Genomic DNA, 13,818 nt, shown 5'->3' on the forward strand with positions numbered 1-13,818 from the left:
AAGCTGCCATCAATAATGCTCTTCTATATACCCATATGCCTTTTGGAACAGCTCTTTATCTTTACCCAAGCCAAACTGCGCCAGTGTTACCAGCAGCGCCTTTTGGATTTCGCGCGGGCCGCTGTTGGAGTTTTGCCAGCCTTCAAAGCGGGTGGCTTTAACGATTTTGTCGATTTGCTCTACCACATCGCCGATTAGCTTTGGCGTGGTTTCTGGGCGAGTTTCCAGGAAGAGTTTGGTTAAGGCCTGTTTATTGTCCTCTTCGGTCACCACATGATCACCGGTTTCGCGCTCAGCTTGAACCGTGTCTTTTGCTGCATCTAACAGGCCTTTTAACCAGTCGATGGCTTTAATCACACCAGACTCGTAGTCTTGGCGCAATTTTTCTAAGCGTTCACCTAATTCGACAAACTTAGGATCGTTGCTGCCGCGCAGGCGGCCCATCAGGTCAATTTCTAGGCGTTTGGCGCGCTGCTCTTGTTCTTTGTCGGTTAGGGTGAAAATGGCGTGCTCATCCATGATTAGCTCGTCGATATCATCGCGGATGCGGTTGATGTCGGTGTGCTCATGGATCATCTTGATGGTTTCAGGGCCAAGGGCCGCCCACACCAAAGCGCCGGTTTGGCCGACTGGGCGCACTGATTCATAAATCTGTGCCAGCCATTTATAGTCTTTGCGATACGGGGCTAAGAAGGTGTCTGGGTTAATGGCCGACCAAAGCTTGGCTAACACGCCAAAGCTGGCGGCAAATTCATCGCGCTTTTCATTGGTTGGCAGGCATTCTTGCGCCGCCATAATGCCTTCGAAGCCTTCTAAGGTTCGATCTACGTTAGGGAAGAAGGACAAACACTTATCTAACTGGGCGGGTAATAATTCTTTAAAGGCTTCAATACCTTCTACCACGCCATCAATCTCTTCCGGGTTGTAAGCCAGCGCGGTGCGCAGGTTTTCAAACACGCCAAGGTAGTCGATGATGAGGCCCATGTCTTTGCGCACATCGTCTGTTTCGTACAAACGGTTGGTGCGGCACATGGCCTGTAGCAGCGTGTGGTCACGCAGCGGTTTATCCAAGTACATGCAATAGCAGATAGGCGCGTCAAAGCCGGTAAGTAACTTGGCGGTAACGATGATCAGCTGCAACGGATGTTTGGGGTCTTTAAAGCTTTCGATTAAGTCTTTCTGGGTTTGGTCTTCTGCATCTATGTGCTGCCAGCGCTCAAAATCTGCTTGTTTAATCGGCAGGTCTAACTCTTCCTTCCATTTACGCCAGTCTTTATTAAGCTTGTCTTTTTTACCGCCTTCTTCGGCTTTTACCGGTGCTTGGTCGACATTCATCACCACTTCAACGGCATCAAAGCCGAGCTTTTCACCCAGCAAGTAGTACATCTGCACGCAGGCATCGCGGTCGTATACCACCACCATGCCTTTCATCTTTTTCGGCTTCACGTGGCTGGTAAAGTGTTCTGCAATATCATTGCTGACGGCGGCCATGCGTTTAGGCGCTTTGAGCATCACTGCTAATTTGCCTGCGCGTTTTGATAGTGCGGCCTTTTCTTCGTCGTCGAGATTATTGTCTTTGGCAAGCTGCTCAAATTCCTGGTTGATGGCATCACGGTCTACCCGTAGTTCTGCCAAACGTGGTTCAAACTTCACTGGGTTCGTGGCGCCATCGCGGATCGACTGTTTGTAGCTGTAGCGATTCATGTAGCGGCCGGGGTCTTCTTCGGCGCCAAATAACTTGAAGGTATTGCGGTCGATACCGGAAATCGGTGTACCGGTTAATCCATAGAAGTGCGCTTGTGGCAGGGCCCAGCGCATTTTCTCTCCCAAGCCGCCTTCCTGCGTGCGGTGGGCTTCGTCCACCAACACAATAATGTTGTCGCGGCTGTTGAGGCCGTTGGGGTTGCTGTCATCAATCTCGACATCTTTAAACTTAAAGATGGTGGTAATTAATATACCACGGCTGTCTTGCTCGATATGTTCGCCAAGCTTTTTGCAGCTTTGTACTTTTATGAGGTTTTTAACGTCGGCACCGCCAAAGGTCTCGTTGATTTGGCTGTCCAGATCGCGGCGGTCTACCACGATCAATACGGTGGGGTTTTTCAGAGCATTGTCACTGCGCAGCATCTTGGCGGCGTAGAGCATCAATAACGATTTGCCCGAGCCTTGGAAATGCCAGATCAGACCTTTTTTCGGGTAGCCTTTGCGCACACGCTCCACTATTTGCTTGGCCGCTTCAAACTGTGGGTAACGCGGCAGAATTTTAATGCGCTTGGGTGGGGTGTTTTTACCGGTTTTCACCGTTGAAAACAGCGCGAAAGATTCCAGCAATTGCAATAAGGTTTGCGGGTTTAACAAGCCCTCACAGCTAGCCAGCACCGATGCTAAGCTGGGCAAAATGTCATCGCGCAGGTCGGTATTGTGCCAAGGGCCCCAATCTTTTACCCGGGCGTTAATGGCACCATAAGCGAAGGTTTTTCCTTCGCTGGCAAAACACAGCAGGTTGGGCACAAAGTAGGGTTCAACGTTCCTCCAGTAGTGTTTTTTACCGCCCATAAAATCGGCGGCGCCATCTTGCCAGGTCACGCTGGGGCGGGTCGCTGTTTTCACTTCGCCCACCACCAAGGGAATACCGTTCACATAGAGCACGATATCAAAATACACTTCGGTAGCCGCGATATAGTGCACCTGTTGTGACACCACAAAGTGGTTGTTGTCGATATTGTCGAAATCAATCAGGTTGATGGTGATATGGTCGCCATTCTCGCCAAAAGGCAAGGTTTTCTCGGCCATCATCCATTCATGAAAGTTCTCATTGGCTTTTACTAAGCCGGTATGACGTGCTTCCAGCACCACGCCACGCAGCTTGTAAATCACTTCATCGGCGTAATCCGGCTGTTTGGCGATATCAGGGTTTAACGAACACAAGGCGTCTTTTAGCCACTCATCAACGAAGATATCCTGCGCTTGTTTGGGCAGGTTTTCACCGTGGCAGTAAGTCCATTTTACGCCGCTTAAACCTTTTAAGCGGTCAATAATTCCATTTTCTGTGACGGTTTGTTCGTTAAACATGACTTATTCTACCGTTTGATTTATCAATGCTTTTTTGAGAAGCGTCAAAGACGCCTGTTTATTGTACAGCAGGTCCTTTTGATTGCTGAATTGCTGCTCAAAACCAATAACCTTATGACGCAATCCATCTTCGAGAACTGGAATATTTAATGGGTTAATATGTTTGTTATTGAGCTGAGGGATGCCTGAATTGTCAGATATATTATGAAGCCCATACCATTCTAGAAATATTTTTACAAACAAAGGTTCTACATCGCGGCACCTCAACGCCATAATATTCGTGTCCACCACCCCTTTTGCAGCAAGAATTCCGACCCTGTTTTTAAAAATGGCAGCGCCACGCTTTGGAAAAACAATATACCCAGGCTCTAAAATATTTAATTTTTGGTTTTGTTCTTCAAGATTAAATTTTTCATTTGGGATACTTAGGTTTGCGTGGTCGACATTATTGTTGAAGTCGTCAACTTTAAAATATGCCAAATCACCATTCTGGCTGAACTCAATTTTAGAAGGTGCGTATCCTCCAAAGATTTCGAACACATCTGATCCTTTTTGCATGCAATCTTGATCTGCCTCACCAAATATTTGGGAGTATACTTTTGATCTGACATTGCTGAGTGAATCAAGAGTGTTATTGATTAAGTCTAATAGGACCTCAATTTTCTCAAGTTTTTCGAGTAAATTTTCTTGTATATTTTTATTTGGTATTGGAAATTTCTGCTCGCAAAGAACTTTCCACTTGATTGTTGGCGAAAGTGACCCCTCGGAAATTTCTACAGCACGATTCATAAACACATCTGACTGCATAAAGAATGGTAGAAATTCAGGTATTACATTTTTAGGGTTCGCCTCAAGCACCATGGCATGTGCCGAGCAAATACAATCCCAGTCTGCCACGGCCACTTTGCGCTGATAGGCACGTCGCTTGCCAAAAATGATTTGACCTTTTTTCACCAGAAGCTTTTGGCCTTCAACATCACTCGGCACACCGTGACGCTTGATTTTCAAACTGTCTGGGTCCAAATGTTCCAGCCCGACATAGATTTCAAGGTCGGTTTCACTGGGCTCAACACGCTTGGAAATATGCTTGGCGATATCGCCAAACTTCACCATTTGCCAGCCCTCGGGTAATTGTTGCTCAGTCATTTACTGCTCCACCTTGCCAGCTTCAACCTCGGTCGCTCCCAGCTTCCTGCCTTCCGCGACACTAATACTTCCTTGCATGTCGTATCCCAACCCAGCTAGGCTTTGGAATAACTTATTTGTCTGCTTTTTCAATTGCACACGGCTGACTTTCCATGCCTCGATGGCATGTTCAATATCGTGTACTTCGCCATTGTTTTGTGCTTGCACATAGAGCGGAATCGACAGGTTGTAGAGGTTCTCTTTAAGGGTATCGATATCAACCAAAGCCGTAATGTCGCTTTGCTTCTCAGGCTCAAAGTACGCCTCGCAAAGTACTGCTAAATCATCATCAGACAGGCGGCTGTGGGCGCGCTCTCGGGTAACGTGCTCCACGCCATTGATAAATAGCACCTTGTTTTTGCGCTCGGCGGGTTTATTGCAATTGAGTACCACCACGCAGGATTCCATCGGCGAGTTGTAAAACAGGTTTGGCCCAAGGCCAATCACCGCTTCAATGATGTCGGACTCAATCACTTGTTTACGAATGCTTTGCTCGGAATCACGAAACAATACACCGTGGGGCCAGAGCATAGCGGCGCGGCCAGTGTCAGGTTTTAGGCTTTTGATGATATGGGTGTAAAACGCATAGTCGGCGCAGCCTTGCGGTGGTACGCCGTAGAGGTTGCGGCCGTATGGGTCGGCGGCAAACTTATCGCGGTTCAACTTTTTGATGGAGTAAGGCGGGTTGGCAAAAATCACATCAAACTGCTTGAGCTGGTCGTTTTCAATAAACTTGGGTTCCGCCAGGGTATCGCCGCGCAGCACATCGAACTCTTCAATGTCGTGCAGGAACATGTTCATTCGGGCAATGGCCGAAGTGAGTAGGTTTACTTCTTGTCCATAGAGATGCACCGAACGCCACTGCTGTTGATCCGCTGAAGGCTCCCCATGAGTGCGCAAATCCATTACCGCGTTAAGCAACATTCCGCCGGTGCCGCAGGTGGGGTCGTAAGCCGTTTCACCGGGCTTTAAGCCCATAATACGCGTCATCAGGTGCACGACGGTGCGGTTGGTATAAAACTCAGCGGCGGTGTGGCCAGAGTCGTCGGCGAATTTTTTGATGAGGTATTCGTATGCCTCACCCAGATCATCCTGGGCGACCGATTTAATCCCCAGCGGAATTTTACTGAAGTGCTCAATCAGATCAGATAGCAGGTGATCGGGCAGGCGCTCTTTGTTGGTCCACTGGGCATCACCAAACACGCCATGTAAGCGCGGGTTGTTGGCTTCAATTAAACGCAGTGCGTTTTGAATGGCCTCACCATGTTTTTGCTGGTGTGGCGCACTTTTTCCCAGCGGGCTTCTTTGGGAATATCAAAACGGTGGAACATGGGCATTGCTGCGTATTCGGCATCGCCTTCATGGATCTCCAAGGCCTCGGTGTATTCTTCCAAATACACATCTGACAGGCGCTTATAAAATAGCAGCGGGAAGATGTACTGTTTGTAGTCTGAGGCGTCGATTTGGCCGCGCAAAAACTCGGCTGCGCCCCAGAGTAAATCCTCTAATTTTTTCTTATTTAATGCGCTCATGATGTCTTCTTATCGCTTAGTTGCTGCTGTAGTTGTTGCTTTAGCTGCTGGCCAAGCGCGGTTAAACGGTATTTTTGGTTACGGCTGGTTGGCTTGTCTGGAATGGTCATTTCTACCAAGGCTGGGGTGATCTCCAGTGCCGGTTTTAAGTAGTGTTTACGGAAATGCTCGGCGTTTTTCAGTGCCATTAATGCCATTAATTCGTCGCGGCTATGCTCTTGGCTCATGAGGCTGATCATCCGTGCGACTTCCGTGGTGACTTCCGTGGTGACTTCCGTGGTGACTTCCGTGGTGACTTCCGTGGCGAACAGGGTCAAAGTCACGCCGGAGCTGCTGTCGGAGTGCCATTTCGGCGCGGGTAGGCCCGCTGCTTTGCAAGCTTGTTGAATGACGACACTGCCGCGGCCAAGCTTTTCCATATAGCCTTGTAGGTATAAGCCGTGGGCGATGTCGGGGTTACGCAGTACCGAGATATGGCCTTGCTGAATTTTGTGCTCGTCGATGCCTTGCGGAAACGCACCGGCGTTCCATATTTTTAGGTGTGCTGGGCTAACTTCAACCTTAATGCCCCCGGCAAAGTTGCTGTAATCGCGGTGGGCAAAGGCGTTGACAATGGCTTCGCGTACCGCTTGCTCTGGGTACATGGGGATGTCTTCGCGCTGATTATTGGCACTGCTAAAGCGTGCGCGCGATGGCGTATTGCGCATCACAAAGGTAATCAGCTGCTCGATCACCTCGGCCATTGGGCCATCGAGGTGCTGTAAATCCTGATATTCGTCGTCGGCCTTATGGCGATAACACACCGCACGCACGCGGGCTTGCGGATGGCGCTTACCCGGCACACTGGCCAGTAATACATCGGCGGCATTGGTTAAGCGGCCGTATTTGGCCAAAGATAACAATTGCAACTGGTGCAGTAGGCCTTGTTCGGCTTGCGCGACCTCTTTGGGAATGCGTTTGGCGGATAGCAGTTTTTTACAAGCGCTGGCGGATAAACCTTGTTCGTCGAGTTCAGACGAGAACAAACGCTCCCAGCGGGTAGGTTCTACTTGCTTGCACATGACCATGTCGCGGATGGTATCGACATCGGCTTTTTGGGTTTGCTCGCCGGCACGTATGTAGATGTCACTGTTAAAGGCGTAAGGAATGTCTTTGCCGGCCGGCACTTCAACCACTAATAGCTGTTTGTTTTCGACTTGCTGTACTTCTACCGAAAACAGTACTGGCGGTTGAATCGCCGATTTAAGCTGGCTTTCGAGCTGTTCAGCTACTTGTTCGGCCTGTTCTACGCCCTTGATTTGGCCTTTATCATCGACTCCACATAGCAGGTAACCACCTTGGGTATTTAAAAAGGCGCAAACTTGCGGACCGCAGTGGTTTAAGTCGCAGCTTGTAAGGTATTCAAGGGTTTGGTTTTCACCTAGTGACAGTAGTTGCTTGAGTTGTGCGGCCGTTTTACTCATGGCTTGCTCCTACTGAGGCGCTCACTTGACTGACATTTTGAAAATGTTCGGTCAGGCGCTGCTCTACGTCTTGATAGCGAGAGAATTGTGCGACTACAAAAAGGTTGGCGTCGTCGTCACGATCGAACTTTTGCACCCAGTTGCCTTGGCGATCATCCAGTGGCAGTTGTTCCATGGTGGCGTCTTCGTATAAGTCGATCACCTTAATATTGGAAATGGACGCTGCGCCTTTGCGCAGTGTCAATGCTGAGCGCTGTTCTTGGGTTTTGTAACCTAAATCCATTAATAGGCGGCGGGCAAAGACGACTTGATCGTGCGCTAAAAACCAGCGAGGTTTATTGAGCTCGATGGCTTTTTTCATCTCTTTATGGGTTATGGATAGGCCCGTTGCATCAACACCACTACCGTATTGTGGAGTAATGATGCCTAAAAATAGGTCGCATTTTTCTACTGCTTTTAGGCAGCTTTCAAAAGCGGTTTCATTAGACGATACCGGCACTGTGCCTTTATGCGACATCCAAACTTCATAACCAAAGGTAGTTAGTAGTGTGTATACGCGGTCGAGCAGCTCTTCTACGCCATAAACGGTGGATGACACCATCACCGTGAGCTTTTTGCTCATAGTTCAAACCCTTCCTTGATCAGCAGTGCTTCCAGTTCATTTTCGGCTTGCTCTAGGGCGGCCAGTTTTTGTTGGAAATCTTTTAGCGCTTCTTCCACTGTAATGGTTTCTTCTTCCAGTGGTTTTTGTACATAACGCGCGATATTGAGATTAAAGTCGTTTTCTTCAATCTCGGCTAACGCCACCCAGCGCGCAACGCCTTCGATTTCTTCAGCTTTAGGACCTAAGGTTTCTTGCTGACGATAGATGTTAAAAATGTCGTCGGCTTGATCATTAGACAAGGTATTTTGCGCACGGCCTTTGGTGAAGATTTCTTCCGCATTAATAATCAGCACGTGATCTTGATGGTCGGCTGGGCGTGATTTGCGCAGCACTAAAATACAGGCCGGAATACCTGTGCCATAGAACAGGTTTGACGCTACGCCGATGATGGCTTCGATGCGGTTTTCTTTTAACAACTGTGTACGGATCTTACCTTCAGCGGCGCCTCTAAATAACACACCATGGGGTAATACCACTGCCATGCGACCTTGATCGTTTAATGAGGCGAACATATGTTGCACCCAGGCGAAATCACCGTTGGTTTTAGGGGCTAAACCATATTGTTTACGGCCATATGGGTCGGCAGACCAAAGATCATAGCCCCATTCTTTGAGGCTGAATGGCGGATTGGCGATTACACAATCAAAGGTTTCTAGGCGATCACTCACCAAAAACTTAGGCTCGCGCAGGGTGTCGCCGCGAACGATGTCGAAATCTTCCTGACCATGCAAAAACAGGTTCATGCGGGCAATCGCTTCGGTGGTGAGGTTCTTCTCTTGGCCTTTAATTTTTAACAGGCGAGGGTCGCCACCGTTTTCTTTTACGTGATGGATGGTTTCAAGCAACATCCCACCAGTACCACAGGCTGGGTCGTACACGCTTTCACCGGCCTGTGGGTCTAGGATGTTAACCATTAAACGAACAATGGTGCGCGGGGTATAGAATTCACCGGCTTTTTTGTTGGCCTTATCGGCAAAGCGTTTGATGAGGTATTCGTATGCTCGACCCATATCATCGTCGCGAACAGACGCCACACCTAGATTTACTTTGTTGAAATGGTTAAGCAAGGTAGCTAAGAGTTCATCCGACAGGCGTTCTTTGTTGGTCCAGCTGGCATCGCCGAATATGCCATGTAGCTTTGGGTTAGCCAGTTCAATACCGCGAAACGCATCTTTTAAGGCTTGGCCTATGTCTTTGGTTTCGACAAAAACGTCTTTCCAGTGGCACTCTTGTGGAATTTGAATGCGGTGAAACATGTCGCCTTTGGCAAGCTCTTCATCACCCACTTGTTCCATGGCGTCGATAAATTCCTCGTCGTACACATCGCAAATGCGCTTAAAAAAGAGGATCGGGAAAATGTAAGTCTTGTAGTCCGACGCATCGATAGGCCCGGTAATAATGTGGGCTGCATGCCATAGGTGTGCTTCGAGATCTTTGATGTTAATTAGGGTCATTTTGTATTCTCATTCACAGCGGAGGCCGCAGGCGATTTTTCGAGTAGTTCGTGTATATCGCAGTTAAACAAATCGCACAGCTTATCGAGCGCCTCTAAGTCCACCTTGAGCGCGGTTTCTTTGTACAGTAGCGTGACAGTGGTTCGGCTTAGGCCGGTTTCTCGCATCACGTCGCTAATGCGCATTTTTCTCTCACCCATTAATCGGGCTAGGTGGCAGCGGATCATGCTCTCTCCACGGTGTTTTCTTAACCATAAACTTGGGGGATTTTTCACTGTTGCTTACCCTACCACGATTATGATTATTCTCAACTTATTTGAGTTAAAACCAAATAATTGAGCGTATTTGTTATTCGTTCGGTGCCGGTTGTTGGTACGCTGGTGGTTCACGGGAATGCTTCTAACGGTATTGTCTGCCTTAGCCTTTAATCCTCGCCCAGCCTTTAGGTTGACTGGCGGTGCACTGCAAGGCGACAAGCCTACACAGGGCTCATCACCTTTTTAGTCATCCAAAATACTGCCTTTCACGCAGTACATACGTGGGCGGGTGTTGTCGGGCAGGCTGACTTTGCGCTGTGGCCGATTACCATCGGGGACTAGGTAGCCTGCCGCCATCAGTGCTTTGGCGGCACGATCTGGGCTTAGACCTTCAGTAGCTTCACGCCAGCCAGTTGGGTAAAACAGGTAGAGGGTTTGTGGGCCTGTAGAGTCAATCCAACCCGCGCGTTGGCTACTGTAACCGGTTTGTTTAGGCGTAAAGCGGCTTTCGCCATGTTGCTCAATAAAACTGCGCACCTGGCGAATGGCTTGTTGATCTTCATTGGCGGCCACGCCACCGCGGGCAAGTATCCATTGGTTAAGCTGGCTTAAACAGGCAGCTTCGACACTTTGAGCTGGCCAATCAAGTACTTTGGCTTGAATGGCTAACAGGCCAGCGCTGGCCAGTAAGGCAAATTTTTCGGCGACTCGGCGCACTTGGCCGTCTGACTCGGGAGGTAAACTGGCTAAAAAGCGTTGGCGTACGTTTTGGAAAACGGGGCACACCTGCGCGCTGTGCTGCGTTAAATACCGTAACCAATCCAAGGCCAAGCTGCCGTAATGTTGGCGGCTTTGCTGTTTTAGGTGATCGGCTAAATCGGCGGCGTTCATACCATGACTCTGGTTAAACACGCCCATTTGCGCTCCAGCATCGGCACTGAGATCAATCACTCGCACTTGCTGGCCGGCTTTTACGCGCTTGCCGATACTGGCCAGATGGCTTTCAAGCGTCACTTCGCCAGTGGATAAAAACACCAAACGCCAGCGGGCGGGTAAGCGCATTTCACCGTATTTGCCTGCACGAGTTTTACCTTGACCATTGGCAAGCATGTAAGCGACATCGCCCGCCTCTTTTGGGTCAACTTCGCCCATTTCATCGAGCGCCAGTAAGGCATCGTTATGCGCTAATGCTGTGCCTTCTAAACCGTTGGCCGTGGCACGCCAACTGTGGCGTAGTTGATTAGGCTCGCCCCACACTGATAACGCCGGATACAACGCTGCGGTTTTACCAGTACTGCTGGCACCGTAGAGGTGTAAACCAAAACCATCCACCCCGCACAAATGCAATAAAGGTGCAGCCAGTGCAGCACAAACGCCAACAATTAATAGCGGGTTATCCAGACAATAACGGCCTACGTGCTGCCGCCAAGTGTCGCTACTGCCTTGTTGAATAAAGCCTTCTATCGGGTGCATGGTTTGCAACACCATGCGCGGGTTGTTGCTGTGTTCGCTTGGGTAAAAAGTGAGGCGCGGATGCACATAAGCGTTATGATGCCAGCCAATGCAGTTGACGCTGATGGCCTTTTGCGTGGCCAGTTCGCCCATTTGTTGAATAAACAGCGAGAGCAACTGCCGCGCTTTGACACTGTTACTAAGCCGCATGCCTCGGCTAAGTAGAATTCGGCGGTACTCGCTGCCGTCTCCGGCCAATAGTTCTGCGGGCATGGCCCAGTAGCGATGGCGATTGTCATCGTCTAACCAGTGCAATAAATAGCCGTAGTTGTCCCCTTGCGGATCGCGGGTGCGAGCAGCAACTTGCAGCCAAGAACAGATTTTGACTGGGCTATCTTGCCCTGCCGGTTGCATCACCAGCCAGTTTTGCTCGTTATAGGCAAAACCAGCTGGTAATGTTGGCTCGTTGCTAGGCATATCACTGGCAGATAATTGGTTTAATGCTGATGGTTTATCCACGGCCATAAGCAGCACCGATACGGCGGGTTTCAATCCACTGGTCGATATCGCTTTCTAACCAGCCCACGGCACGCGCACCAATACGAATGGAACGTGGAAATTCACCGCTGGCCATCAGGGCATAAATGGTACTGCGGCCAAAGCCTGTTTTGGCCTTTACCTCGGGCAAGCGCAAAATCCGCTGCTGACGCGCTGGGTGTGTTGATGTGGTGGATGATTGTGTCGTTGGGTTCATCGTTTGCTTCCTCACTGATCTGTTAAGTTCAGTTAGGAGTTTGCCCCGCTATTATCAAAGAGTTAAACGGACGCAGTAGGCAGATAAATGCCCAGATCGTGCAGCTTTCTGAGGGTACAAGTAGCTACTTGCCCCAGTTTGTAGATAGTGCCCCAAATAATAATTGTTCTGTGGGCAGGGTTGGTGCGTGGCTAAGTGGCGTGAACTAAGGCTTTGCCCAAACTGCCCCAAAAGCCCAAGGGATGAGCGAAGTGTTAAAACACATGGAGTATGAGGCAAAGCATAAAGTGAAACTAAAACTTCTTTATCTGCTGAAAAATGAAAATATAGTTTCACTGACTCATTAAACGTTAAACGCTGATTGTTTCATGGCTTGCTCCGCTCGGCTGATCCCTAGCCGCTTAGCAACGGTTTGCCATTGCTTAACCGCCATTAATACTTCATCGTAAATTTGCGTGGCTTGGGTTTGCGAAAGTCTGAAGAAGTCTTTCACATCAAAGGCTAGCTGGTAGTCTAAAGCGTTGTCTGCATCGGTAATATTCAGATGCAGGCCATGCTTACCCACTATCGGGTTTAAATCATAAGCAGGTGATAACTTCCAGCCATTCTTTGTTAATAAAAACCCATGGTTACGCAGGTGATCATCCGTGTTGGACACCGCAATATTAAACACGATTCGACGCCATAACTGAGCTAAATCGGCTGCGGTTTGTGCACCAGAATTGGAAATAAATTCAGCAATCTCTAAGTAGCTAGCACCTTGAGATTGTTCACCATCATAGTATTGAAGCTGTGTCATGGCCGATGAAAAATGCAGCCGCTTTTCACCGTCGCGGTCAAACCGTTTGGTTAAAAAGGTATGGTGCCCAGAGGAAAACTGCCTAATCTCACTTGGAAACATGTCAACACCTGCCGCCAAAGCCAATTCATAACAGACCATCTCCCATGCGCCCACGTCATGGGTATCATTTAGATTGGGAAACTTGGCAATCCACAAGTGGCCTTGTTCATCTGTGACACAAGCCTTGGGCCTTGCACCACCTAATGATGAGCCTGGAGAAATCAGCATTTTCAACCAGCGGTAATACTCGTCACTGTCGATGTTATCGTCTTTTTCAATCTGCATTGCTGCGTGCTCTAGCTCTCGCAAAGAAGCCATTGGTGGCGCAGCAAACTCAGAGTTGTCGTCCAAAAAAGCATCCGAGCCTACTCGCTTAAATCGAATCCCCCCCATCCGATAAGAGTCATGTACGCCCAGCAGGTAATCCAATTCGTTTAATCGACTTGTTGCTCGAATGCCTTTGCGCGCCTCAATCGCCGCACGCCGCTGCATTAAAATACGCCCCCATCTATCAGGCGATGAATCAAGAAATGCGCGAAAGTTTTTATCGGCTTCATCGTTATAGAGTTCACCGGAGTGAAGCGTTAGGATTGGATCAATTTGCAAGCGATAGGCTGAGGTTAAAAATGCTTTATCGTAGGCAAAACTAAATACGCCACCTCGGCTTGAATCACTGTGAGCAAGCAGCCCAATTAGCAAAGGCGCTTCAATTGGCTGCCAGTCGGCATAGACTTCGACGATTTCACGGCTCATTTTGAACCTTCCAGCAATTTTATGTTTTGCAGCTTGATACCCACTTCATCATGAGCGGCCATTTCTGCAAAGTTGCTTTCCATGCCAAGAACAGCCATCACTTTTAAGTAAGTGCCTATGGCAACGCCCGGATCACCGGCGAAGACTTTATTCACGGTTTTATGATCAAAACCAGTACGTTCACACAGTAGCTTTTTTGTAAAACCACGTCGTTTCATCGCCAACAGCAAGTCTTCACCAAAATGCCTCAGGATTTTGCGCTGCTTTGGAAACAGTACATTGTGTAAGTCACGCTTAGCCATATCACCAACCAAAGGGACTATATTCCCACTATTTAACCGTTAATGGGAATATAGTCCAACTTTGAATCCCAAGCAACTCCAACAATTTA

General features: G+C 48.8%; 12 protein-coding genes. All 12 read right to left on the reverse strand.

Annotation, left to right across the window (positions count from 1 at the left end; genetic code table 11):
• Nucleotides 1–9 precede the first annotated feature (9 nt).
• A complete protein-coding gene (locus C7Y69_RS01045) occupies nt 10–3,072 on the reverse strand; it encodes a type I restriction endonuclease subunit R (protein WP_126871526.1) in 3,063 nt (1,020 codons plus the stop codon).
• Nucleotides 3,073–3,075: 3 nt separating this feature from the next.
• On the reverse strand, nt 3,076–4,218 hold the full coding sequence (locus C7Y69_RS21745; protein ID WP_260563398.1) for a restriction endonuclease subunit S: 1,143 nt from the start codon (nt 4,216–4,218) through the stop codon (nt 3,076–3,078).
• Entirely contained in the window at nt 4,219–5,460 is a 1,242-nt protein-coding gene (locus C7Y69_RS01055) for a class I SAM-dependent DNA methyltransferase (RefSeq protein ID WP_260563399.1), read from the reverse strand.
• 29 nt (nt 5,461–5,489) lie between these two features.
• A complete protein-coding gene (locus C7Y69_RS21750) occupies nt 5,490–5,789 on the reverse strand; it encodes a type I restriction-modification system subunit M N-terminal domain-containing protein (RefSeq protein ID WP_260563400.1) in 300 nt (99 codons plus the stop codon).
• Nucleotides 5,786–7,252 (reverse strand): RNA-binding domain-containing protein, encoded by a 1,467-nt coding sequence (locus C7Y69_RS01060; RefSeq protein ID WP_126871527.1) that lies wholly within the window; start codon nt 7,250–7,252, stop codon nt 5,786–5,788. The genes C7Y69_RS21750 and C7Y69_RS01060 overlap by 4 nt, the downstream gene beginning before the upstream one ends.
• Nucleotides 7,245–7,874, reverse strand: coding sequence for a DUF4062 domain-containing protein (locus C7Y69_RS01065; protein WP_126871528.1), 630 nt, complete (start codon nt 7,872–7,874; stop codon nt 7,245–7,247). The genes C7Y69_RS01060 and C7Y69_RS01065 overlap by 8 nt, the downstream gene beginning before the upstream one ends.
• On the reverse strand, nt 7,871–9,370 hold the full coding sequence (locus C7Y69_RS01070; protein WP_126871529.1) for a class I SAM-dependent DNA methyltransferase: 1,500 nt from the start codon (nt 9,368–9,370) through the stop codon (nt 7,871–7,873). Before C7Y69_RS01070 ends, C7Y69_RS01065 begins: the two co-directional genes overlap by 4 nt.
• Entirely contained in the window at nt 9,367–9,597 is a 231-nt protein-coding gene (locus tag C7Y69_RS01075; RefSeq protein ID WP_000617363.1) for a helix-turn-helix domain-containing protein, read from the reverse strand. The genes C7Y69_RS01070 and C7Y69_RS01075 overlap by 4 nt, the downstream gene beginning before the upstream one ends.
• 273 nt (nt 9,598–9,870) lie before the next feature.
• A complete protein-coding gene (locus C7Y69_RS01080) occupies nt 9,871–11,604 on the reverse strand; it encodes a DUF927 domain-containing protein (RefSeq protein ID WP_126871530.1) in 1,734 nt (577 codons plus the stop codon).
• Nucleotides 11,591–11,833, reverse strand: coding sequence for a helix-turn-helix transcriptional regulator (locus C7Y69_RS01085; protein WP_001070200.1), 243 nt, complete (start codon nt 11,831–11,833; stop codon nt 11,591–11,593). The genes C7Y69_RS01080 and C7Y69_RS01085 overlap by 14 nt, the downstream gene beginning before the upstream one ends.
• 343 nt (nt 11,834–12,176) lie before the next feature.
• Nucleotides 12,177–13,427, reverse strand: coding sequence for a type II toxin-antitoxin system HipA family toxin (locus tag C7Y69_RS01090; RefSeq protein WP_126871531.1), 1,251 nt, complete (start codon nt 13,425–13,427; stop codon nt 12,177–12,179).
• Nucleotides 13,424–13,729, reverse strand: a complete 306-nt coding sequence (locus tag C7Y69_RS01095) for a helix-turn-helix domain-containing protein (RefSeq protein ID WP_041453222.1) — start codon at nt 13,727–13,729, stop codon at nt 13,424–13,426. Before C7Y69_RS01095 ends, C7Y69_RS01090 begins: the two co-directional genes overlap by 4 nt.
• Nucleotides 13,730–13,818: the final 89 nt, after the last annotated feature.

The sequence above is a fragment of the Alteromonas sp. KS69 genome, assembly GCF_003989595.1.
In the GTDB taxonomy this organism is placed as follows: Bacteria; Pseudomonadota; Gammaproteobacteria; order Enterobacterales; family Alteromonadaceae; genus Alteromonas; species Alteromonas naphthalenivorans.